Source organism: Synechococcus sp. H70.2 (assembly GCF_047462275.1).
Taxonomy (GTDB): Bacteria; Cyanobacteriota; Cyanobacteriia; order Thermostichales; family Thermostichaceae; genus Thermostichus.
Genome location: NZ_JANSIU010000004.1, coordinates 14,697 through 34,808, shown reverse-complemented (window position 1 = coordinate 34,808; position 20,112 = coordinate 14,697). Strand labels below are relative to the sequence as shown.

Annotated in this window: 18 protein-coding genes and 2 pseudogenes; 7 read left to right on the top strand and 13 right to left on the bottom strand. The window is 57.1% G+C overall.

Features of this window, described 5'->3' with window-relative positions; translation table 11 throughout:
* The first annotated feature begins 132 nt into the window (after window positions 1-132).
* Window positions 133-597: a thioesterase family protein gene (locus NW822_RS05195; protein ID WP_414403747.1), complete on the top strand. Its 465-nt coding sequence runs from the start codon at window positions 133-135 to the stop codon at window positions 595-597.
* 276 nt (window positions 598-873) lie between these two features.
* Window positions 874-2,670, top strand: coding sequence for a biosynthetic-type acetolactate synthase large subunit (gene ilvB, locus NW822_RS05190; protein ID WP_414362743.1), 1,797 nt, complete (start codon window positions 874-876; stop codon window positions 2,668-2,670).
* 386 nt (window positions 2,671-3,056) lie between these two features.
* Here ilvB and NW822_RS05185 read toward each other — a convergent pair whose 3' ends face one another.
* From NW822_RS05185 to tatA, 6 genes and pseudogenes are all read right to left on the bottom strand, one after another.
* Window positions 3,057-4,664, bottom strand: a complete 1,608-nt coding sequence (locus NW822_RS05185; protein ID WP_414403746.1) for a glycoside hydrolase family 57 protein — start codon at window positions 4,662-4,664, stop codon at window positions 3,057-3,059.
* 143 nt (window positions 4,665-4,807) lie between these two features.
* Window positions 4,808-6,283, bottom strand: a complete 1,476-nt coding sequence (gene glgA, locus NW822_RS05180; protein WP_414403745.1) for a glycogen synthase GlgA — start codon at window positions 6,281-6,283, stop codon at window positions 4,808-4,810.
* A gap of 145 nt (window positions 6,284-6,428) precedes the next feature.
* The gene (locus NW822_RS05175) at window positions 6,429-6,818 is read right to left on the bottom strand and encodes a DUF2996 domain-containing protein (protein WP_414362740.1); all 390 of its coding nucleotides are present in this window, start codon (window positions 6,816-6,818) and stop codon (window positions 6,429-6,431) included.
* Window positions 6,819-6,859: 41 nt separating this feature from the next.
* The gene (locus NW822_RS05170; RefSeq protein WP_414362739.1) at window positions 6,860-7,225 is read right to left on the bottom strand and encodes an NAD(P)H-quinone oxidoreductase subunit M; all 366 of its coding nucleotides are present in this window, start codon (window positions 7,223-7,225) and stop codon (window positions 6,860-6,862) included.
* Window positions 7,226-7,388: 163 nt separating this feature from the next.
* Window positions 7,389-8,279: pseudogene (locus NW822_RS05165) on the bottom strand (bestrophin family protein).
* A gap of 313 nt (window positions 8,280-8,592) precedes the next feature.
* Window positions 8,593-8,847 carry a twin-arginine translocase TatA/TatE family subunit gene (gene tatA / locus NW822_RS05160; protein ID WP_414362738.1) on the bottom strand — a complete coding sequence of 85 codons (255 nt, stop codon included), beginning with the start codon at window positions 8,845-8,847 and terminating at the stop codon, window positions 8,593-8,595.
* A 201-nt stretch (window positions 8,848-9,048) separates the two neighbouring features.
* Here tatA and glgB point away from each other — a divergent pair, with 201 nt between their 5' ends.
* Window positions 9,049-11,340 (top strand): 1,4-alpha-glucan branching protein GlgB, encoded by a 2,292-nt coding sequence (glgB, locus tag NW822_RS05155; protein WP_414403744.1) that lies wholly within the window; start codon window positions 9,049-9,051, stop codon window positions 11,338-11,340.
* A gap of 39 nt (window positions 11,341-11,379) precedes the next feature.
* On the opposite strand, the gene NW822_RS05150 is transcribed toward glgB, so the two are convergent.
* Both NW822_RS05150 and NW822_RS05145 read right to left on the bottom strand, forming a co-directional pair.
* Entirely contained in the window at window positions 11,380-11,667 is a 288-nt protein-coding gene (locus tag NW822_RS05150; protein ID WP_414362753.1) for a zinc ribbon domain-containing protein, read from the bottom strand.
* A 30-nt stretch (window positions 11,668-11,697) separates the two neighbouring features.
* Window positions 11,698-12,128: pseudogene (locus NW822_RS05145) on the bottom strand (transposase); the annotation flags it as partial.
* A gap of 278 nt (window positions 12,129-12,406) precedes the next feature.
* Here NW822_RS05145 and NW822_RS05140 point away from each other — a divergent pair.
* From NW822_RS05140 to NW822_RS05130, 3 genes are all read left to right on the top strand, one after another.
* Window positions 12,407-13,885: an NADH-quinone oxidoreductase subunit M gene (locus tag NW822_RS05140; RefSeq protein ID WP_414403743.1), complete on the top strand. Its 1,479-nt coding sequence runs from the start codon at window positions 12,407-12,409 to the stop codon at window positions 13,883-13,885.
* 56 nt (window positions 13,886-13,941) lie between these two features.
* Window positions 13,942-15,252, top strand: coding sequence for a CO2 hydration protein (locus NW822_RS05135; RefSeq protein ID WP_414362735.1), 1,311 nt, complete (start codon window positions 13,942-13,944; stop codon window positions 15,250-15,252).
* A gap of 69 nt (window positions 15,253-15,321) precedes the next feature.
* Window positions 15,322-15,798 carry a fasciclin domain-containing protein gene (locus NW822_RS05130; RefSeq protein WP_414403742.1) on the top strand — a complete coding sequence of 159 codons (477 nt, stop codon included), beginning with the start codon at window positions 15,322-15,324 and terminating at the stop codon, window positions 15,796-15,798.
* On the opposite strand, the gene NW822_RS05125 is transcribed toward NW822_RS05130, so the two are convergent.
* The 5 genes from NW822_RS05125 to NW822_RS05105 all read right to left on the bottom strand — a co-directional run bounded on the left by NW822_RS05125 (window position 15,785) and on the right by NW822_RS05105 (window position 19,567).
* Complete coding sequence (locus NW822_RS05125) at window positions 15,785-16,918, bottom strand: histidine kinase (protein ID WP_414403741.1); 1,134 nt, start codon at window positions 16,916-16,918, stop codon at window positions 15,785-15,787. The genes NW822_RS05130 and NW822_RS05125 overlap by 14 nt on opposite strands.
* Window positions 16,919-17,011: 93 nt before the next feature.
* The gene (locus NW822_RS05120) at window positions 17,012-17,167 is read right to left on the bottom strand and encodes a DUF3285 domain-containing protein (protein WP_414403740.1); all 156 of its coding nucleotides are present in this window, start codon (window positions 17,165-17,167) and stop codon (window positions 17,012-17,014) included.
* Window positions 17,168-17,248: 81 nt separating this feature from the next.
* Window positions 17,249-17,821, bottom strand: coding sequence for a leucyl/phenylalanyl-tRNA--protein transferase (gene aat, locus NW822_RS05115; RefSeq protein WP_414403739.1), 573 nt, complete (start codon window positions 17,819-17,821; stop codon window positions 17,249-17,251).
* Between the two features lie 9 nt (window positions 17,822-17,830).
* The gene (locus tag NW822_RS05110; RefSeq protein ID WP_414403738.1) at window positions 17,831-18,307 is read right to left on the bottom strand and encodes a hypothetical protein; all 477 of its coding nucleotides are present in this window, start codon (window positions 18,305-18,307) and stop codon (window positions 17,831-17,833) included.
* Window positions 18,308-18,385: 78 nt separating this feature from the next.
* Entirely contained in the window at window positions 18,386-19,567 is a 1,182-nt protein-coding gene (locus tag NW822_RS05105) for a metallophosphoesterase family protein (protein WP_414403737.1), read from the bottom strand.
* 104 nt (window positions 19,568-19,671) lie between these two features.
* On the opposite strand from NW822_RS05105, the gene NW822_RS05100 reads away from it, so the two are divergent.
* The gene (locus tag NW822_RS05100) at window positions 19,672-20,112 is read left to right on the top strand and encodes a Fur family transcriptional regulator (RefSeq protein WP_414362728.1); all 441 of its coding nucleotides are present in this window, start codon (window positions 19,672-19,674) and stop codon (window positions 20,110-20,112) included.

The following is a 20,112-nucleotide window of genomic DNA, read 5'->3' as shown; positions in this document are numbered from 1 at the left end:
CAATCGCCCTCTCATGAGGCAACGTCCGCAAAGCGGTAGCCAGGGGCTTTAAGGGCTTCCTCCTGCAGCTGAAGCAGGCGGCTGCTGCTAGCACCCGTAGCAGTTGCAGACTAGGTCAGGGGTTGTTGCATAGTGGTAGTAGGGTCGTTCTTGGCTGGCGGGCAGCGCTTCGTCGGGAAGGCTTTTGCGCCGCGTTTTTCAGTGAAACCCGTTCCCCTCGGTACCTACGGCACTTGGCAAGGGATCCCTGGCCCCCAACAGACAGCTGAGGCGCTGGGCAACCCTGGGGTGAAGGTCATTGGATCCCCGGCGCTGCTAGCCCTGATTGAGGGGTGCAGCAACACCACTCTGCAGCCTTTTTACGAGGCGGAGGAAGCAGCCGTTGGGATCCGCTTTGCTTTGGACCACTGCTCAGCAGCAGTGGTGGGGGAGCCTTTACAGGTTCAGGTTAAGGTGGTGGAGGTAACGGGAAGGCGCGTTCAGTTTAAGGTGGAGATCCTGCAGCAGGGACGGCTCGTGATGCACGGCTCCTACACCTGTCAGGTAGTTGATTTGCCCCGTTTCCTGGCCCGCTATGGATTGAAGGCAGGGGATTAAAGCCGGGCTTGCGCTCCTTGGGGGACTGCTGCTGGCTATCTCTAGGGGGTGGTGGCTCTGCCGCCAGTCTCCCCTAGGGGCTGGCCTTAACCCTGGCGTGGCTTGACCTCCTCGCCGCCCTAACTGGGCCAGGTGCCTGCCTAGGTGTGACTTTTACCCAGGGGGTGCAGGAGCTTTTGGCAATTTCAACCTGGCAGAGCAAACCCTTGCTAAACTGCTGAGTTAAATAGCCGCTCCAGATCGAGTGCTCAGTCGTCTTAGCGAGGGGAAGACATCGTGGCAACGGGTGCCTATGCATTGGTGGATAGCCTGCATCGCCATGGGGTGCGGCACATTTTCGGCTATCCAGGAGGAGCCATCCTGCCCATCTACGATGAGCTGTACAAGGCCGAATCGCAAGGGCTACTTAAACATTTCCTAGTCCGCCACGAACAGGCTGCTGCCCACGCTGCTGATGGTTACGCCCGCGCTACGGGCAAGGTGGGGGTGTGCTTTGCCACCTCGGGGCCAGGGGCAACCAACCTGGTGACAGGCATTGCCAACGCCATGATGGACTCTGTGCCTCTGGTAGCGATTACTGGCCAGGTGCCCCGTCATCTAATCGGTACCGACGGCTTTCAGGAGACTGACATTTTTGGCATCACCCTGCCCATTGTCAAGCACTCCTACGTGGTGCGCGATCCGCGGCAGATGGCCCGGATTGTGGCCGAGGCCTTCCACATTGCCAGCACCGGGCGACCAGGTCCAGTGCTGATTGACATCCCTAAAGATGTGGGCTTGGAAGAGTTCGACTACCAGCCCGTCACTGAGGTCAATATTCCTGGCTACCGACCCACGGTGCGGGGCAACCCTCGCCAGATCCACGCGGCAGCCAAGCTGATTCTGCAGGCCAAGCGGCCCTTGCTCTACGTGGGCGGCGGGGCCATCATCTCCGGGGCCCACGCCGAGATTGCCGAGCTAGCCCACACCTACCAGATCCCGGTAACCACCACTCTCATGGGCAAAGGGGCCTTTGATGAGAATGATCCCCTCTCGGTGGGGATGCTGGGCATGCACGGCACGGCCTACGCCAACTTTGCTGTTACCGAGTGCGACCTGCTCATTGCCCTCGGAGCCCGCTTCGACGACCGCGTAACCGGCAAGCTGGACGAATTTGCCAAGCATGCCAAAGTTATCCACGTCGACATCGATCCGGCAGAGGTGGGCAAAAACCGGATCCCTGACGTGCCGATTGTGGGGGATGTACGCACCGTTTTGGTGGAGCTGTTGGCGCAGCTAAGCAAAATGCCCTACACTCCTGGCCAGACGCAAGCTTGGCTTGCACGCATCGAGCGCTGGAAACGGGACTACCCCTTGCAGGTGCCCTCCTATGAGGGTGTGATTGCCCCGCAACAGGTTATTGACGCCTTTCGACGCCATGCTCCCCACGCCTACTACACCACCGATGTAGGTCAGCACCAAATGTGGGCGGCGCAGTTTCTGCGCACCGGACCACGCCGTTGGATCTCTAGCTCTGGCCTGGGGACCATGGGCTACGGCTTCCCAGCGGCTATGGGGGTCAAGGTGGCCCTGCCCCATGAGGAAGTCATCTGCATCAGTGGCGATGCCAGCTTCCAGATGAATATGCAAGAATTGGGCACGGTGGCCCAGTACGGCATTGCCACCAAAGTGGCCATTATCAACAACGGCTGGCAAGGCATGGTGCGGCAGTGGCAACAGGCCTTTCACGGCGAGCGCTATTCCCACTCCGACATGGCTGCGGGCATGCCAGATTTTGTCAAGCTGGCCGAAGCCTTTGGTGTCAAGGGCATGCGCGTCGATCACCCCGATCAAGTAGACGATGCCATCCAGGAGATGCTGCGCCACGAAGGCCCAGTAGTGGTTGACTTTGTGGTCAAGCGGGACGAGAACTGCTACCCAATGGTGCCCGCTGGCAAAGCCAATTACCAGATGATTGGGCTGCCAGAAAAGCGGCAACTGGAGCAAGCTGCCGAGCTCATCTACTGCCCCAACTGCGGCACCAAAAACCCCAGCCTGCACAAGTTTTGTGCCGAGTGCGGCACCAAGCTCTAGAAGCGGCAGGGCTGGCCATCAAGGTAAGGAAGCGGGGATCCCAAGTTCTCTGAGAAGTTTGCAACAAGGCCCGAGCTCGGCAGCGGAAAGTCCGCAGGGATGTCGATTTATTTCAAACTGCACTCGTTTCAAAACAGCGGGGCAGCTTGGTAACCCTCCGTCCAGATTGCGTTAGCGGGACGTAGTCCTTGAGTGACTTGAGTCGCTCGCCAATGCTATCACCCACCCCGGTGAAGAAGCCGGACAGTGCTGTAAGTCAACGTGGACTGCGTAAGAATCCCCCAACTTTCCCGAGGGCACCGCTGCCGCGACTGCAAGAGAGGCGAGTGAGGCCCAAGTAGTCGGATCTTTTTCCACACAGTGCGGCTGGAGACTGCCCCCAGGTTTCAGAGGGGCCGGTAAACCCGGTAGTTGAGGTTGGGGAAGATGTTGTCCATGTATTCCACCTTGGCCAGCCACTGCTCGTCTTCGGGGGTGGCTGTTTCCCGCCGAAACTGACCCGCTTGAATCTTCTCGTAGAGGTGGTTGAAGCGCAGCAGGTGAGACTTGGTGCGGCGTACCGCATAGGGAACCATCGTCCCCGTGCGCATGATAAAGGCCCAGTCAGAAGATTGAGCCAGCATCAGCTCCCGTGCCGCCTGGTTTAGGGCCCGCCACTCCAGGTCATCAGCAGGCTCACGGCGGCTCAGCTCAATCATGCGCTCGGTAGCCTTGTGCAGGTGGGGATAGATCCAGGCATTGGTGGGGTTGAGCCAGTACTCGTGGAAGCCGCGCGCCCCCCAGCTGGACTGAGCAGGTTTGCACACCTGGTGGGTGGGGTTCTCCCGCAGGTACTCCGCCAAGTGAGTCATGCGATAGGTGTTTTGGTCAAAGTAGCTCTTGCGGATGAGGAAATCCAAAAACCAGGGTCCCTCGTACCACCAGTGGCCAAAGAGCTCGGCATCGTAGGGAGCCACCACCAGCGGCGGGCGCCCCATGACGCTGTACAAGTACTCGATTTGCCGCTGGCGGTTGAACATAAAGTTGCCCGCATGTTCGGCCGCTTTTTCTCGCGCCCAGTAGGGATCGTAGAGTTCCTTCTGCCCTAGATCTAGGTTCCGCCCCGTGATGCGGTGGTACTTGATGCCGGTGTTTTTCCGCTGGCCATTGGGCATGATGTAAGGCTTGATGTACTCGTAGTCGGCCTCATACCCCAGGTCTTTGTAAAACTCCCGATAGACGGGATCCCCGGGATAGCCCACCTCTGCCGACCACACTTGCTGCGAGGACTCGTGATCCCGCCCAAAGACGGCAACGCCGGTCTCGGTAAAAATGGGAGCGTACATGCCGTAGCGCGGCCGCGGCTTGGCATAGAGCAGGCCGTGGGCGTCGGTGATCATGTAGCGCAGGCCAGCATCAGCAACCAGCCGCTCCAACCCTTGGTAGTAGGCACATTCCGGCAGCCAGATCCCCCGCGGCCATTGGCCAAAGTGCTCGTTGTAGTGCTCGCAGGCCACAATCAGCTGCGCCCAAACCGCCTGGGGGTACATCTGCATCAGGGGCAGGTAAGCATGGGTAGCGGCGCAGGTGATGATCTCCAGGTTGCCGCTGTCTTGAAACTGCTTGAAGGCCCGCACCAGATCCCGGTCGTAGCGCTCCCAGAGATCCCGCACCATGGCAAATTGCTTGATGTAGTGCTCCGCTAGGTAGCGAATATGGCCGTTGTGGGCATTCTTGTCGTACTCCAGCTGGGCCAGCTCCTCCAACTTGGTTAGGTAGTGGTCGTAGCGCTCCTGCAGCAAGGGATCCCGCAGCATCGACACCAGAGGCGGCGTCAGGGACATGGTGAGGCGAAAGTCAATGCCATCTCGCTGCAGCCCCTCGAACATGTGCAGCAGCGGGACATAGGTCTCGGTGATGGCTTCGTAGAGCCATTCTTCTTCCAGCACAAAGTCCTGCTCAGGGTGGCGCACAAAGGGCAGGTGCGCGTGGAGTACCAAGGCAAGATAACCCATAGCAGCCAGGGATCCTCAGGGAAGATAACGGAGTCAGCTCAGCTTCCTCAGCAATAAATCTGTGGGGAAGTTAAGAGCAGGATTGCTACCTATCCTCCAGCATTTCCCCCCTGTGGTCAAGGCCTGGGATCACTGGGGATCACTCAGCGGTGACGAATGAACTCGTAGATCTCTAGATATTCTTTGCCAGGGTAGTTCCAGGAGTAGTCGTAGCTCATGCCCTGGATTTGCAGTTGGCGGAACTGGTCGGGAGCGGTATACCACAGGTCGATGGCCCGATCCAGCGCTGACTCTAGGGCTGCGTGATCCGTGTGGTAGAACACGTAGCCATTGCGTTGCTCAGGCAATTTGCGACTGTCGTAGTCGCGGTCAAAAACCGTGTCCGCTAGGCCGCCCACTCCTCTCACCACCGGAACTGTGCCGTACTTGAGGCCGATCATCTGAGTGAGGCCGCAGGGCTCGTAGTGGCTGGGTACCACGAGGATATCTGCCCCTGCATAGATAAGGTGGGAGAGTTCTTCGTTGAAGCCCAACTCAATGTGAACGTCGGGGTTGTCGTTGAGGTAGCCTTTCTCGTGGGCAAACCAGGCGCCAATTCCCGGCTCCGTTGCTGATCCCAGTAGGACAAACTGAGCATTTTTAAACAAGGAGCGGTAGATGGCATGATGCACCAAATGCACACCTTTTTGTTCATCTAGCCGCCCAATATAGGCCACAATCGGTTTCTCGGCATCTTGCAACAACAGCCGATCCCGCAGCGCCTTCTTGTTTTTGGCCTTGTTTTCCAAAGTTTGCGCTGTGTAGCGAAAAGGAATAAAGCGATCAATCTCAGGGTTCCAGATGTCATAGTCAACGCCATTCAAAATGCCCCGGAACTTGTGCTGGTGCAAGTAGAGCGTGTGTCCCAGACCGTAGCCGTAATCACCAAACCGTGCCTCCAGAGCGTGTGTGGGCGAGACTGTTGTTACAAAGTTAGAAAAAACAATTCCCCCTTTCATAAAGTTGATGGCAAAGGGGTTGAAGTTGTCACGCAAGCGATCGTAGTGGAAGTAATAAGACTCGCGGTTGAGTCCCGTGGCCCAAAGAATTTCCGGCCCGCCAAGACCCTGGTGCTTAAAGTTGTGAATGGTGTAGCATACCCGCTGGTTTTCCATGCCGTGGTACTTGTAGATCTCAAACAGTAGCACTGGCACCAGGCCCGTCTGCCAGTCATGGCAATGGATGATGTCGGGACGCTTGTTGCTCTTGAGGAGAAACTCTAGGGCAGCTTTGCTGAAAAAGGCAAAGCGCATGTTGTCATCTGGGCAGCCGTAATAACACCCCCGATTGAAAAAGTTATCGCTGGAGTGGGGCTCAATGAAAAAGCACAGGCGGCCATGCACCCAGCCGCAGTACACCGAGCAGTGAATAGCCCCGCCATACCAAGGCACCCAGAGGTCGCGGTAGGCGTCGTGCAGGCCCCAGATTTGGTCATAACGCATGGTGTCGTACTTAGGCAGAATCAGCTCGACGCAGTGCCCCCGCACTTCCAGCTCCCGGCTGAGGCCGTACACCACATCCCCTAGCCCCCCCGCCTTGATGACTGGGGCACATTCAGAGGCAATCTGCACAATGTACATTTCGAGATCTCCCGTAGCAGTGCCTTACCTTTCCTCACAAAAGATAATCCCTCCTGCCTTGGGAGCACATCTCCCGCAAGGCCAAAAAAGGATCCCCCTGGCGGGATCCTCAGCTAATTCCTTCCAGGGCTGGCTGGGGGATCTCTCAATACCACTGCTGGGCGTAGAGGCGCTGCAGCAAGTAGAACACAAACAGGGGCACGTCGACGCGGCGCTCGTCGATCATGAAAGACTCGAGAGTGCTGGGTAGGGATCCGGCAGTAGTACAGCAGAAGAACTTACGGCCATTTAGGGAGCCGTCGGCAAAGAGGACGCTAAACTGCTTCTGGCCGCCAGCAAACGAGCCAATCAGCGTCTTGCCTTCCAGGCGCAGTTGCAAATCGTGGACGCCGCGTTTTTGAAAGGCAGCAATGGCCGCTGGGATCACTTCTTCTGTAATCAGTTGCTCGAAGGGTTTTTCTTCTTTGACTTCTCTGGCGGTTTTTTTCGCAGCAGCCTTGGGAGAGTCCTGGGTGGGGGTGGTTTCTTCAGACATGGGGTAATGCTCCAACGGGGGTGCAGGAAGGGGGAAGAGAGCTAGCTTTTGGGAATGTACTGGTCCACTACTTTTTCTGCAGGGATCTGCGGGAAGCCCATGCTGTAGTTGGGGGTGCGCCCTTGCAGGTTGTAGGCAATCTCCCCTTGCTTAAGGAGAGAGCGGATGAAGTGCTCCAAGTCAGAGCCAATGCGGCGGAGGTTGTACTCGGTCAAATCCCGGCCTCTGTACTCTTCTACCAATTCCTCGAAACGGGCATAGACCTTCTGCAGGGCTGCCTCGTTCCAGACCAGCTCGTTATCGGGATCCACGTCAAGGGTCAGCACATCGTCGCGGGGCACCAGGCGGTTGTCGGGGGTAACCTCGCCAGCAAAGATGTGAACGTGGCGGGTAGTGCACTTTAGCATGGCAATCGCTCCGATCCTTCTCTTCTTCTCACAGTATCACTCCCAAGGCTGAGGTGGGATCCCTTGCCACTCCAATCCTCCTTGCCAAGGGAAGGGGAGAAGCGGGATCCCTCTGGCTTTGGGTAGGGGTTTGGACTTCAGCTTGAGGAGTGGCAGAGCAATTTTAGGTAGATTGAATTAAGTCAACAATGTTTCGCTTCATCTTACTACAAATTCTATCAAGAGGCAAGTCGTTGGGATCGTGGCCAAAGGGGTTCTCGATTTCAAGACCAATCTGCTCAACGCCAAAGAGCATAAAGGCCAACAATCCCACAATAGGACCAGTCATCCAACCCAGTTCTTCCACCATCTGAAAGGGCAAAGACAAACAGTAAAGCAGCAACAACTGCTGTAGATGCAAGGCGTAAGCCGTAGGTATGGGGGTCATCAAGATGCGCTCGCAGGCACCCAGAGCTTCCACCCTACCGTTAAGCCGTTCCACCATGATCGTTAGCTGATAGACTTCCACACGACTCTTCTCGTACTGGCGCTAGAGATAATCCCCTATCCAAAAGGCAATTTGTAAGGGGGGATAATTGAGGTTTTGAAGGCGTTGCAACTGCTCTAAGCTAAGGAGGGGCTGTAGCTCAGCGGGTAAAAATTCTTGGTGCAGGTGTTGCTTTACAGCTATGGCGAAAGCGGGCAGCAGATACAGGATTTTGATTTTCTCTTCCCGATCGCTTGGCTGCTTTTCCGCAATAGCTACCCAAATGAGACGGGCCAAGTTGCGCACCTCATTCACTAGGCTTCCCCAGGCTTTCCGCCCCTCCCAAAACCGCTCATAGGCAGTATTGGTGCGAAAGACCAGCATCAAGCTCAAAACAAGGTTGGGCACAAACGCCACCGAAGAGGGCAGCACCAGGGGCAGTCCCAACTCATGGAGCCCAGAAACCAGGATCCCTAGCAGGGCACAAAAAAGGGTGCGGGGAAGCACCGCGGGCACAACGGACCCATACAACTGCACAGCCAGGCCCAACCAGCGCAGCCCTTCCCCGGAAAGGTATTGGCGAACCATGGGATAGCGCTGGCAAGCTTGCTCTCTATCCTACCGTCTGCCCTTGCCTCAAGCAGGCTAGGATCACGGCCTTGGTCTCTAGTCGCATTTTCGCTGGCAACTCCTAGACCTTCCCGGCTCCAGGTCAGGGGTCGAGCCCGTACTTCTGGGCTTCAAAAGGCAGAAAGGCTTGGCAGTTGAGCTGGGCATACCTATAGCTAGGGCCTGGCCATCTGCAAAGAGAAGTGACCTACAACCCAAACGCCTTGTTGCTGTTTGCAGGAAGGAAGCTTTGCCGTTGGCGGAAGTTTGCAACGTTGTCTAAGTTTTTTACCTAGGCAGCATCCTTTTCGAGCACCTTCTCCGCCTTTGGCTTCTCGGCGCTGGCCAGAGGCTCGTCATCACTAGTGGGGTTATTCATCTCTTGCTTAAAGCTGCGCAATGCTTTGCCAAAGGCGCTGCCCAACTCCGGCAGCTTCTTGGGGCCGAACACAACCACTGCAATGATCCCAATCACGGCCAGCTCTGGCAGGCCCATGCCAAAGATGCTCACAGCCAGGATAGGTTCGCTCGACAGCAGGATAGCCATAAGTCCCCAAAACCCCAACAACAAAACAAGCCAACCAACCTCGCTGGCAAGGAGGAGAATTACCCTCTCCCAACTCTAGCAGGTTTTCCCGGGGGCAGAAAGGTTTGGCTGCTACCGCTATGGCTCTGGCAATCCCTGCGCTACCAAAAGCAGCAGCCGAGCACCGCTAGACTGAGATTGTTGCTTTGTTGAAGCTTGCCGATGGGCTTTCTCCTGTCTGCCGAACAAGTGCTTCAGTTCGTCACCAACCAGTGGCAGGATCCCTATGCTGTTTTGGGGCCGCAGCAGATAGAGCAGGGGGAAACGTCCTTCTGGCTGGTGCGGGCCCTGGTGCCCAATGCCAAACAGGTTTGGTTGGTAGAACGCGCCACTGGGCAGGCCTACCCCATGCAGCCGCTGTATCCAGAAACGTTGTTTGAGCTGTGCTTTGCGCCTGGCACGCCGGTTCCAGACTACTTTCTGCGGGCGCAGCGGGTCTGGGATCCGGAGGGCCAGCACTTGGAAGAGTGGGAGGATCCCTATCGCTTTCCCCTGGAGAAGGTCAACCACATCGGTGAGCTGGATCGCTACCTCTTCAACGAGGGCAACCACCACCGCATCTACGAGAAGTTGGGCGCTCATCCCATCAGCGTAGATGGGGTTCAGGGAGTCCACTTTGCCGTCTGGGCTCCCAACGCCCGCAATGTCAGTGTCATTGGCGACTTCAACCACTGGGATGGCCGCCAACACCAGATGAAGCGGCTGGGCGAAAGCGGCATCTGGGCGGTGTTCATCCCTGGTGTTGGGCCAGGAGCCGTCTACAAGTACGAGGTGAAAACTGCCTGGGGGGATATCTACGAAAAGTCAGATCCCTATGGCTTTCAGCAGGAGGTGCGACCCAAAACCGGCTCAATTGTAGCCGACCTCCACACCTATACCTGGCACGACCAGGAGTGGCTGGAAAAGCGGGCTGCCACCGACCCCCTGCGCTCGCCCATCTCGGTGTACGAGGTGCATTTGGGATCCTGGATGCACGCTTCAACGGAAGACCCCCCCGCTGATGGGCACCTGGTGCCGGTGGAGCAAAAGCCCAACACCCGCTTTCTTACCTACCGGGAGCTGGCGGACAAATTGATCCCCTATGTCAAGGAGCTGGGCTTTACCCACATCGAGCTCTTACCCGTGGCCGAGCACCCCTTCGACGGCTCCTGGGGCTACCAGGTTATTGGCTACTACGCGGTAACCTCCCGCTACGGATCGCCCCAAGACTTCATGTACTTTGTCGATCGCGCCCACCAGGAAGGGATCGGCGTCATTGTCGATTGGGTGCCGGGGCATTTCCCCAAAGATGGGCATGGGCTGGCCTTTTTTGACGGTACCCACCTCTACGAGTATGCCGACCCCCGCAAGGGCGAGCACAAGGGCTGGGGCACTTTGGTTTTCAACTACGGCCGCAACGAGGTGCGCAACTATCTAATAGCCAATGCCCTCTTTTGGTTTGACAAATACCACATCGACGGCATTCGGGTGGATGCGGTGGCCTCAATGCTCTATCTGGATTACGACCGCAAAGACTGGATCCCCAACTGCTACGGTGGGCGAGAGCATTTGGAGGCGATTGACTTCCTTCGCCAGCTCAACACCCTCATCTTCAAGTACTACCCTGGCGTTCTTTCCATTGCCGAGGAATCCACTGCCTGGCCAATGGTAACCTGGCCAACCCATGTGGGTGGTCTGGGCTTTAACCTCAAGTGGAACATGGGCTGGATGCACGACATGCTGAATTATTTTCGCATGGATCCCTGGTTCCGCCAGTTCCATCACAACCTAGTGACTTTCAGCCTCATGTATGCCTTTAGCGAAAATTACATGCTGGCTTTTTCCCACGATGAGGTGGTGCACGGCAAAAGCCACATGTTGGGCAAAATGCCAGGGGATATGTGGCACAAGTTTGCCAGTTTGCGGGCCCTCTACGGCTACATGTTCACCCACCCCGGCAAGAAAACTTTGTTTATGAGCATGGAGTTTGGCCAGTGGAACGAGTGGAATGTTTGGGCAGATCTAGACTGGGAGCTGCTGCAGTATGAGCCCCACGCTAAACTGCGCCACTACGTAGCCACCCTCAACCATCTATTGCGCTCGCAGCCAGCTCTCTACACTCAAGACACCAAGCCAGAAGGGTTCCGCTGGATTGACTGCAGCGACCATCGGGGCATTATCTCCTTTATCCGCTATGGGGAGGATCCCAGGGAGTGGCTAGTGGTAGTCTGTAACTTTACGCCGGTGGTTTGGCCGAATTACCGCATTGGCGTGCCGCAGCGAGGGTTTTACCAGGAACTGCTCAACAGCGACGCGGTAGAGTTCTGGGGCAGCGGGGTTGGCAACCTAGGGGGCAAGTGGACGGATGACTGGCCCTACCACAACCTGCCCTACTCGCTTGAGCTCTGCCTGCCTCCTCTTTCGACCTTGGTGCTGAAGTGGCAGCCGCCCCAGCCGGCTGAGAGCTCAACGTGACCTACTCCCCCACTCATGCCGACGCATAGAGTGCGGGCTTCAAGGACTACGTCCCGCTTCGCAAACAGTGACTCCCGCTACTGCGTCGGACATTTCCCGGGCTTTAGCGCTCCGCGCCGCTGGCGCGAAAAGAACGGGACGCCCCACCGCTCTGTATTTGATAACTCTCGCCGAGTTGAACCCACAGTGCGGACAGTGGTGCCAACGCTCATCCAGCTTTTTAGGCACTTCTCGACCGCACCCGGAGCACTCTTGACTGCTACCGCGGGGATTCACTGCAATCGTTAACAGCCCAGCTCTTACAGCCTTGACTGCCAGAATTTGCAGGAATTGTCCCCACCGCCATCGAGAATAGACTTACAGCCTGTTAAACCAACTTCGGAAGCAGGATGGATTGATCAGGAGTAAAGAAGTCTGCACTCTCTGCTCCATGCTCTAGTTCCCAACTCTGGAAAACTGCCGAGCAAAGTGCTTCAACACCGACCCCATCATCTCAATAGGATTTACTTCCGGTGCATACACAGGCAGGTGTAGGGTTCGCGCTCCTGTTCCCCTAATCAGTTCCTCAACTTCTCGACTCCTATGAAGCTGTCCATAATCCCAACCTTCCTCGCATCTAGCTTCGGACATAACTCACTTCTCAAAAACTGCAAAAAATTCCCCTTCTTCATCTCACCCTTGATGACATGGCAGCCAACTACTCCTCTCAGAGAAATAGCTCCAGTAACAGGATGCTTCTTCCCTTTGTGTCTCTGATGATAATGATAAGCTCTTTGACCGCGTAGATGCTGTTTCCACAAACGGGGGAGCTCCTCAAGTGTCTAGGTGCGCCTCACCAGCGGGTGTTTCGTTGCAAGAGATGTGTTTTCAAGGTAAACTGCTGTCCTAGAAGCCCAGGAGCGAGTATTGAGCTACTTGCCCTAGCCTCAGCAAGGCCACTGGCCCGTTCTATAAGGAGTTGTCGCAACTAGAAAAAGCGGCAGCAAGGGCATACTTTTGTCCATTGCTGTAGAGCTCCTTCGGGGTGGCAGTAGGCGGGCGGAGTCTTTGGGAAAGGGAAAAGACTATGCTGAATGCCTTGATCATCTTGCCAATCTTGGGATCCCTGCTCCTGTTCTTGGGGTTGGGGGGGCGAAGGCTGGCGGCGATTTTGGCCGGGATCTCGCTATCCATCTCCCTGTTTTTATTTACCCGCTTCGACTTACAGGCAACTGGCTTTCAGTGGGAGCAGCGGTGGGATTGGCTGCCGCAAATTGGACTGAGCTATTCCCTGGGCCTGGACGGACTGTCGTTGTTGATAGTGGCCCTGAACGGTCTGCTTACCCTCATTGCCATTCTGGCGGCTGAGCCAGAGGTGAAGCGGCCCAACCTCTTTTACGGCTGCATTCTGCTGATGAGTGGGTCGGTCAACGGGGCTTTTGCCGCTCAGAACCTACTTTTGTTTTTCCTCTTTTACGAACTGGTGCTGATCCCGATTTACCTGCTTATTTCCATCTGGGGCAGCCCCAAGCGGGATTACGCTGCCATCAAGTTTTTGATTTACACCGCTGTCTCTGCCATCTTCCTGTTGGGGGCGTTTTTGGCCATCTACTGGCTAGGGGATCCCCATACCTTTGAGCTGGCCGAGATTCGCATTAGCTCTCTGGGCTCTGCTGCCCAAACCCTGACACTCTTGGCGTTGATTGTGGCTTTTGGCATCAAGATGCCGCTGGTGCCTCTGCACACCTGGCTGCCCGACGCCTACGGCGAGTCTTCGCCGCCGGTGGCGATCCTGCTGGGTGGGGTGCTCTCCAAGTTGGGCACCTATGGTCTGTTTCGCTTTGGGCTGCAGTTGTTTCCCCAGGCGTGGGCAGATCTAGATGAACTCCTAGCTTGGTGGGGGGCCATTGCCGTGGTGTTGGGGGCGTTGGCAGCCATTGCCCAGAAAGACATCAAGCGCATGGTGGCCTACAGCTCCATTGGCCATATGGGCTACATCTTGCTGGGGATGGCAGCGGCCACGCCCATTAGCCTGACGGGGGCGATAGTGCAAATGATCTCCCATGGGCTAATTTTGGCGCTGCTGTTTGATCTAGTGGGCCTGGTGGAGCGCAAGGTGGGAACGCGGGATCTAAACGTGCTCAACGGCCTGCTCAATCCCCTGCGCGGCCTGCCCACGGTGAGTGCCCTGCTGATTTTGGGCGGCATGGCCAGCGCCGGGATCCCGGGCCTACTGGGCTTTGTGGCCGAGTTTTTAATCTTCCAAGGCAGCTACTCTGATTTTCCACTGCCCACTTTGCTGAGCATCTGCGGCACCGGCTTGACGGCGGTGTATTTTGTGATTTTGCTCAATCGCACCTGCTTTGGCAGATTGGACAACCGCACCGCCTACTACCCGCGTGTGCAAGGTTGGGAACGGATCCCGGCCTTTGTGTTAACCGCCTTGATCCTTTGGTTTGGCATCCAGCCTATGAACTTGGTGAAATGGCCACAACCGCTGGCCTTCACCCTATCTGCCCAGGTGGCTCAGGCCCAAACGCATACCCTGGCTTCCTATTCTCCCTGAGGACAGCTCAAAAAACCGGAAAAGATCCCACGTAGACTGAGTTGGAGACTTCTTCCATGACAACGACCCTGGTTGCTCCCAAGCTGCCCCCTTCTACTCACCCCTTTGCCGAAATAGTCCATCGCCTTGAGGCAGGGGGATCGATGCTGCCGGATACGCCGGAAAACCTGATGCAAATTATCGGCATCTACAAGGCCTATGCCGTGCCGATGGACTTCTACTGGCGGGATCTACTCTACATTGCCGAGCAGGTGTTTGTGGATCCCTTGCCCATTTTTAAGTACATCATTCCCGAAGAGTATCTGAAGCTAGCCAACCACTACGCAGGAGAAAACGCGGATTTGCGCATTTGGCGTGGCCCGGCTACTGCTCACCCGGAACTTCTGGAGTTTATGGAAAAAGGGGAGCTGAAGCGCAAGCTGCCGCGGATTCTACATCACCTTTGGCATGACCGCATCAACATGGAATTTGCTGAAGAATGTATGCGGGCCATGCTCTGGCACCGGGATATGGGGGGCCTATTGGATCCCTACATGGATTCGGAAGAGTACAAGCAAAATGCCGACCGCGCCATCCGCGCCTACTGCCAGGGCAACCCCTTGTTGATGGGGCTGTACAAGCTCTTTCCGGACATGTTTCTGGAACTTTGCCGCCAGGCCACCATGTACTCCGTGTTGGGCCTGTTTTGGGAGGTGATGGCCCCCGTCTTTTTTGAGATGAGCGATCTCTACGACGAGGGCAAAATCACCAGCGTGCCGGAGGCGATGAACTTTTTGGTTAACGCGATCTTTTCTATTGCTGGGCGGCCCATCTACCACCGGGTGCGCATTCGCGGGGAATGGTACGACATTGTGCCCAAATCCAAGGGATTTACCTGGCTATACGAGGCGGCTTTCCCCTATGTAGAAGCCGTGTTTTATCGCACCTCTCCCTTCCGCGGCACCAAGTCCTATAACGCTCAGGCCAACCAAGTACCCGTTAACCAGCTAGACTTCCACTATGGGATCCTCTACGCTGACAAGTTTCCAGTGGCCAGTGCTGGGATCCCGCCGACCCTTTTGCACCAGGATATGTACCACTTTTTGCCTCCGTATTTGGTGGAGTACTACCGCAAGCACTGCCGCGGTGAGGATGACATGCTCATCCAACTAGGAATCAGCTTCCAGCGCTCCATGTACAACGTTACTTCAGCTGTAATCCAGGCAGGGAGAGCAGCCTTTCTGTACCCTCTCGATGATCCTAATCCGCGGCATTTGATGATGAATCGCCTCTATTTTGAAGGACAGCTCAACCGCTTTACTCGACCGGAATACGGGATCCGAGAAGCAGCTCGCCTCTCCTACATTCAGGATCAAAACTATCGCTAGTCAATAACTATTGTGCCAATTGGCCACTTGAGTTAAAGTCCAACTTCTAGCAAAACAAGGATCTGGACCATGCCTGATATTATCGATATTGCAGTCTCTACTGAAGGTTTTTCCACCTTGGTTACAGCTGTGAAAGCGGCAAATTTGGTAGAGACCCTGAAAGGCCCTGGCCCTTTTACCGTTTTTGCTCCCACCGATGCAGCTTTTGCCAAGTTGCCCCCTGCCACCATTACCACTCTGGTGCAAAATATTCCCCAATTGACTCGGATCCTGTGTTACCACGTGGTGCCCGGTCGCTTGAAGAAGGCAGATTTGGCCAACTACCAAAGTGTAGGATCTGTAGAGGGATCCCCCATCGACGTGTTTATCGAAGGGGACGTGTTTGAAGTGAACAATGCCACCGTTATCCAGGCAGACATCGAAGCCGACAACGGCATTATTCACGTCATTGACACAGTCATCCTCATGCGGCCCCACTGGTTCTGGCCGCTTCTAGCCAGTGCCGATCCCCAGATTAGGCAGAGGCGGTCAGTTAGTGCCCGCTGAGGCGGTAGACCGGCAAGGTGAAGTGAAAACTGCTGCCCTTGCCGGGGATAGATTCCACCCAGATTTGACCATAGTGGGCACGCACAATGCGGCGGCAGAGGGAAAGGCCAATGCCATAGCCTTCCTGCTGCTGATCTCGCTCTAGACGCACGGCGTCAGAGAAGATCTTCTCCTGGTCGGCTTCTGGGATCCCGGGTCCGGTGTCGCTGACGGTTACCTGGATCTTGTGACTGGTGCGGTGGAGGATGGTAAGGCGAATGGATCCCTCGGCAGGGGTGTACTTGATGGCGTTGTCCAGAAGGTTGAAAATCACCTGGCGGATTTTGTCGGGATCCACGTGAACCGTGGGCAGATCTAGGGGAATATCGGCTTGAAACTGCAACTGCTTGGCTTGGATGCGGGGCAGGAGCTCCTCAATCACTGGCTGGCACAAGCTGGCCAGCTGAGTTTCCACGGCTCGAATCCGCAGCTGCGAGGCACTGCCGCGGGCCGATTCAAGGATATCGGTAATCATGCTGTCCATCTTGCGCAATTGCTGGCGGGCATGCTCGAACAGCTGCCGCTCCACTGCCTTGTCCAGGGATCCCTCCCGTCCCTGCTGTAGGGTTTCCACCGCCAGGGCTGTAGCCGTCAGAGGACTGCGCAAATCGTGGACCAGCATTGCCAGAACGCGGTCTTTAAAATCCAGCTGTTCCCGCAACTGGGCCCGCTCCTGCCGCAGCAGGAAGACCTCCTCTGACATCTGGAGCAGAGCCTCCGTGGTGGGGGGAGGGGCGGGATCCTGACCTGAGTTTTGCTGGTGGGAGGCAAGAGCCGCCTGACCCTGCCAGCGAGGCCACCACACTTCCAGTTGGGTTGCCAAGTCTTCCCCTGCCAAAACCTGGGCTGGCAAGGGCTCTGCCTTCACCAAAGCAGGGGTCACCACCAGCTTGTAGTGCTCTGCCAGGTAGGGGTGCTCTTCCAGCGGCACCACTTTTAGATGGGCAGGATATTGGCCAGGTAAGCTCTGGATGTGCCGACGCAGTTGCTCTGCCAGTTCTTCGACGTTGGCTCGGCCCTGGGCAAACAGCAGCAGCCGAATGGTGGAATGGGTGGAAGTGCGATCCAGCGAGGTTTGCATAGGCCAAAATCCAAGGGGTGGGGGCTTCAGCAGCAATGGCAGCGGACAAGACTTACCGAAGCCTAAAGCAACTCACTGTCCACGTCGTCGAACTTAGCGAAATAGGTAGGCCAGCCCCACTAGCACGGCCAACAGCCCCACCGTTGTCAAGCTAAAGTGCAGGAGGGAAGTTCTGCCTTTGCGCACCATGTGGCGCATGGCCAGGCGAACGTAGCTGGGCGGGGGGCTGACTGGCGAAGGCTGCAACATTAGGAGGTCGGGAACGCAAGCTCGACACTACCTTTACCCTAGCTCAAGCTGACCCTGTTCATACAGCGGTGGGTTGCCAGCTCAATCAAACCGGCAAGGGATCCCCAGGCACTGCCGCAGCAGCTGGCGGTACTCCTGGCCATCCATAAGAAAAGCCCCAAAGCGGGCCAGGTGCGGGTTCATCAACTGGGCGTCAAAGAGGCGAAAGCCCCGCTCCCGCAGGTGTTCCACCAACTTCACCAGTGCCACCTTCGAGGCGTTGGGAATGCGGTAAAACATCGATTCGCCGATAAAGGCCGCCCCCAAAGCAATGCCCAGGATCCCGCCTGCTAAGGTGTCTCCCTGCCAGGTTTCAAAGCTGTGGGCAAACCCCGCCCGGTGCAGGGCAAGGTAGATCTGCTTTAACTGCGGGCTAATCCAGGTTTTCGGACGAGCAGCGCAGCCCTCCACCACCTGCTCAAAAGCACGGTTGATGCGCACCTGAAAGCGACCGCCGCGCACCAAAGGCCGCAGGGAACGGGGACAGTGGAACCGCTCGTCCAGCGGGATCAGGGCGTGCTGCTCGGTGCCATACCACCCTAGGGAACCCGTTTCTTCGTCCGCCATTAGGAAGTAGCCCTGGGCATATCCCGCCAAAATAGCGCCTATGTCCATGGGCCTCTCTCAAGATTGCCATTCCGGCGAGACGCTGGCGAAATCCCCCGCCTCGACCTTGGGGTGACACTCCACGCAGCTGCTTACTCGCACCGGCGTAGGAAAGTCCACTTGCAGGTGCAAAGCCCGGAAGTAGCGAGACTCAGCAAGGCGATAAGGCACTGACTCCCCCTGCCGCAGGGGACGAGAGTTGGGCTGCAAATAGCCCCAAGCCAGTTGGAAAGCCACACCCGTCAAAGGCTGGATCTGCTGGCCGTAGTGGTCGGGATCCTGCAGCAGCTGCTGCCAGCTTTCAGTGGGCAACACTTGAGCAGGCAGCGCCACATGGCAGGTGCCGCAGCTGCGCACATACTGGGCCTGCTGCAGCTGGGTCGGGGTGAGATCCTGCTGCGCTTGTACTCCAGTTAGCAGGGATCCCATCAACCCTGCCAGAAGGGCCATCCAGCTAATAAGCCAAAATTGCCGCCGTCGTTTGAGGGGAGCCATTCACGGTTTTTCCAGGATGAGCCGCTCCTGCAACTAGTTTAGAGGAGCCCCTGAGAGGCTAGGGGCTGTTTGGCGGGCCTAATTGCGGCAGAGGGGTCCAAGACGAGCTCGGCAGGTGGCGATTTCCGCGGGGGTGAGGCTGTCCCAACTGACGTCGCGGCGCAGCACCAAGCCATTGTGACCGGTGAGAAAGCGAGGTAGCTCGGCCTGGTTGATTACGCTGAGATCCCGCATGTCGTAGGTGGTGTAGTGGGTAATCTCTGGGGAGGCGAAGTCAATATCGATGAGGGTCAGGGTTTTGCGGGGTGGCAGGGAGCTGCCCAGCAGAGGGCGGGGTCCAGAGCCGAGAAGGCCACAGTGAAGCAGCTGCAATTGCCCTTTGTGGCCAGGATAGTAGGCGTGGTGGTGGCCACTGATGTAAGTGTGGACACGGTACTTTTCCAGCAGAGCTCGTTTGGCCTCAGCCTCTAGCAGCACCTCTCCCGGATTGTCGCGCCCGACGGCAACGGCATAGAGGGGCAGGTGGCCAATTACGATGCGTAGTTTGGCCTGCTGAGCCCGCTCGCTGGCTAGCGCTGCTTCCACCCAAGCCATCTGTTCGGGGGGAATGGAGTTGCAGGTAGCGTCCCAAACGAGGTAGAAAACCCCCCCTTGTTCAAAGGTGTAGTAGAAGGGGAAATCGCCCCGATCCACAAAATTCAAGCCGGGATCATGGGCTGGATCGTTCCAGAACTCGCGGGCCAGATCCCGTTCCTTCTGAAAGAGAAGATCGCCGCGGCTGCCCCGGGCACAGGAGGCATCGTGGTTGCCCAAGGTAAAGCCGTAGGGCAGCTTGGCAGCGCGCAGCGGGCCGGCCACATGTCGGTCAAAGGCTGCCCACATGGCGCGGATGCGCTCTTCGGAAAGGCGGGGATCCTGCCCGGCCACCATGTCTCCCCCCCCCAAGACCATATCTGGCTGGAAGTAGGGGATGAGGCGGATAGCCCGATCCACCTCCGGGTCGTAATCCAGCGAGCCGTAGATGCCGTTTAGGTCGCTAATCACCAGCAGGCGTAGGTCCCGGCGGGGAGGAAGGTAGAGGCCTCGAGGCGCTTCAGGATGGGGGACAAGAGTAGGGGTGGGTTGAGGGGGTGGAGGCGGTGCACCCCTTCCTGAACTTGGCTGGGAAGCCAGGGGCTGCCGGCTGGCCCAGTAGGCCCCTGCCAAGCCAGCGCTGCTAGCCAACCCCAGCAAGCCCAGGAGTATCTTGCGCCGCCGCATCCTGCTTTTCCTCCCCCTCCAGCGGTAGTGTACTCGTAAAGTGTGTTACCTTGGGCGGAGTGGGCAATGTCCCCCCTCGGACTCAGCATGAGTTGCAACTTCCCATGCCTCGTCCTGTGGATTCTTTGGAAGCAGCCTTTGAGCGCTGCCGTGAGTGCAATCTCCGCCTAAGCCGGCAGCGCCGCTACATCTTGGAACTTTTGTGGCAATGTGGCGAGCACCTCTCTGCGCGAGAAATCTACGACCGTCTTAATCGGCAGGGTAAGCCCATTGGCCACACCTCCGTCTATCAAAACCTGGAGGCTCTGGCCAGCCACAACATCATTGAGTGCCTGGAGCGGGCCGATGGGCGCCGCTATGGCAATCGTACCCATCCCCACAGCCATGTCAATTGCCTAGATAGCAACCGCATTCTCGACGTCGAGGTGGAGTTGCCACCGGAGCTGCTGGCGGAAGTGGAGCAAAAGACCGGCACCCGCATCCACAGCTATCGCATTGAGTTTTTTGGGGTGGAAAATCCGGGGAAGAGCCACGCAGAAGGCTAA

Coding starts and splice junctions, on each gene's coding strand:
- NW822_RS05185 (WP_414403746.1), bottom strand. CDS start 4,664: ATGGGTTATCTTGCCTTGGTACTCCACGCGCACCTGCCCTTTGTGCGC.
- glgA (WP_414403745.1), bottom strand. CDS start 6,283: ATGTACATTGTGCAGATTGCCTCTGAATGTGCCCCAGTCATCAAGGCG.
- NW822_RS05175 (WP_414362740.1), bottom strand. CDS start 6,818: ATGTCTGAAGAAACCACCCCCACCCAGGACTCTCCCAAGGCTGCTGCG.
- NW822_RS05170 (WP_414362739.1), bottom strand. CDS start 7,225: ATGCTAAAGTGCACTACCCGCCACGTTCACATCTTTGCTGGCGAGGTT.
- tatA (WP_414362738.1), bottom strand. CDS start 8,847: ATGGCTATCCTGCTGTCGAGCGAACCTATCCTGGCTGTGAGCATCTTT.
- glgB (WP_414403744.1), top strand. CDS start 9,049: ATGGGCTTTCTCCTGTCTGCCGAACAAGTGCTTCAGTTCGTCACCAAC.
- NW822_RS05140 (WP_414403743.1), top strand. CDS start 12,407: ATGCTGAATGCCTTGATCATCTTGCCAATCTTGGGATCCCTGCTCCTG.
- NW822_RS05135 (WP_414362735.1), top strand. CDS start 13,942: ATGACAACGACCCTGGTTGCTCCCAAGCTGCCCCCTTCTACTCACCCC.
- NW822_RS05130 (WP_414403742.1), top strand. CDS start 15,322: ATGCCTGATATTATCGATATTGCAGTCTCTACTGAAGGTTTTTCCACC.
- NW822_RS05125 (WP_414403741.1), bottom strand. CDS start 16,918: ATGCAAACCTCGCTGGATCGCACTTCCACCCATTCCACCATTCGGCTG.
- NW822_RS05120 (WP_414403740.1), bottom strand. CDS start 17,167: ATGTTGCAGCCTTCGCCAGTCAGCCCCCCGCCCAGCTACGTTCGCCTG.
- aat (WP_414403739.1), bottom strand. CDS start 17,821: ATGGACATAGGCGCTATTTTGGCGGGATATGCCCAGGGCTACTTCCTA.
- NW822_RS05110 (WP_414403738.1), bottom strand. CDS start 18,307: ATGGCTCCCCTCAAACGACGGCGGCAATTTTGGCTTATTAGCTGGATG.
- NW822_RS05105 (WP_414403737.1), bottom strand. CDS start 19,567: ATGCGGCGGCGCAAGATACTCCTGGGCTTGCTGGGGTTGGCTAGCAGC.
- NW822_RS05100 (WP_414362728.1), top strand. CDS start 19,672: ATGCCTCGTCCTGTGGATTCTTTGGAAGCAGCCTTTGAGCGCTGCCGT.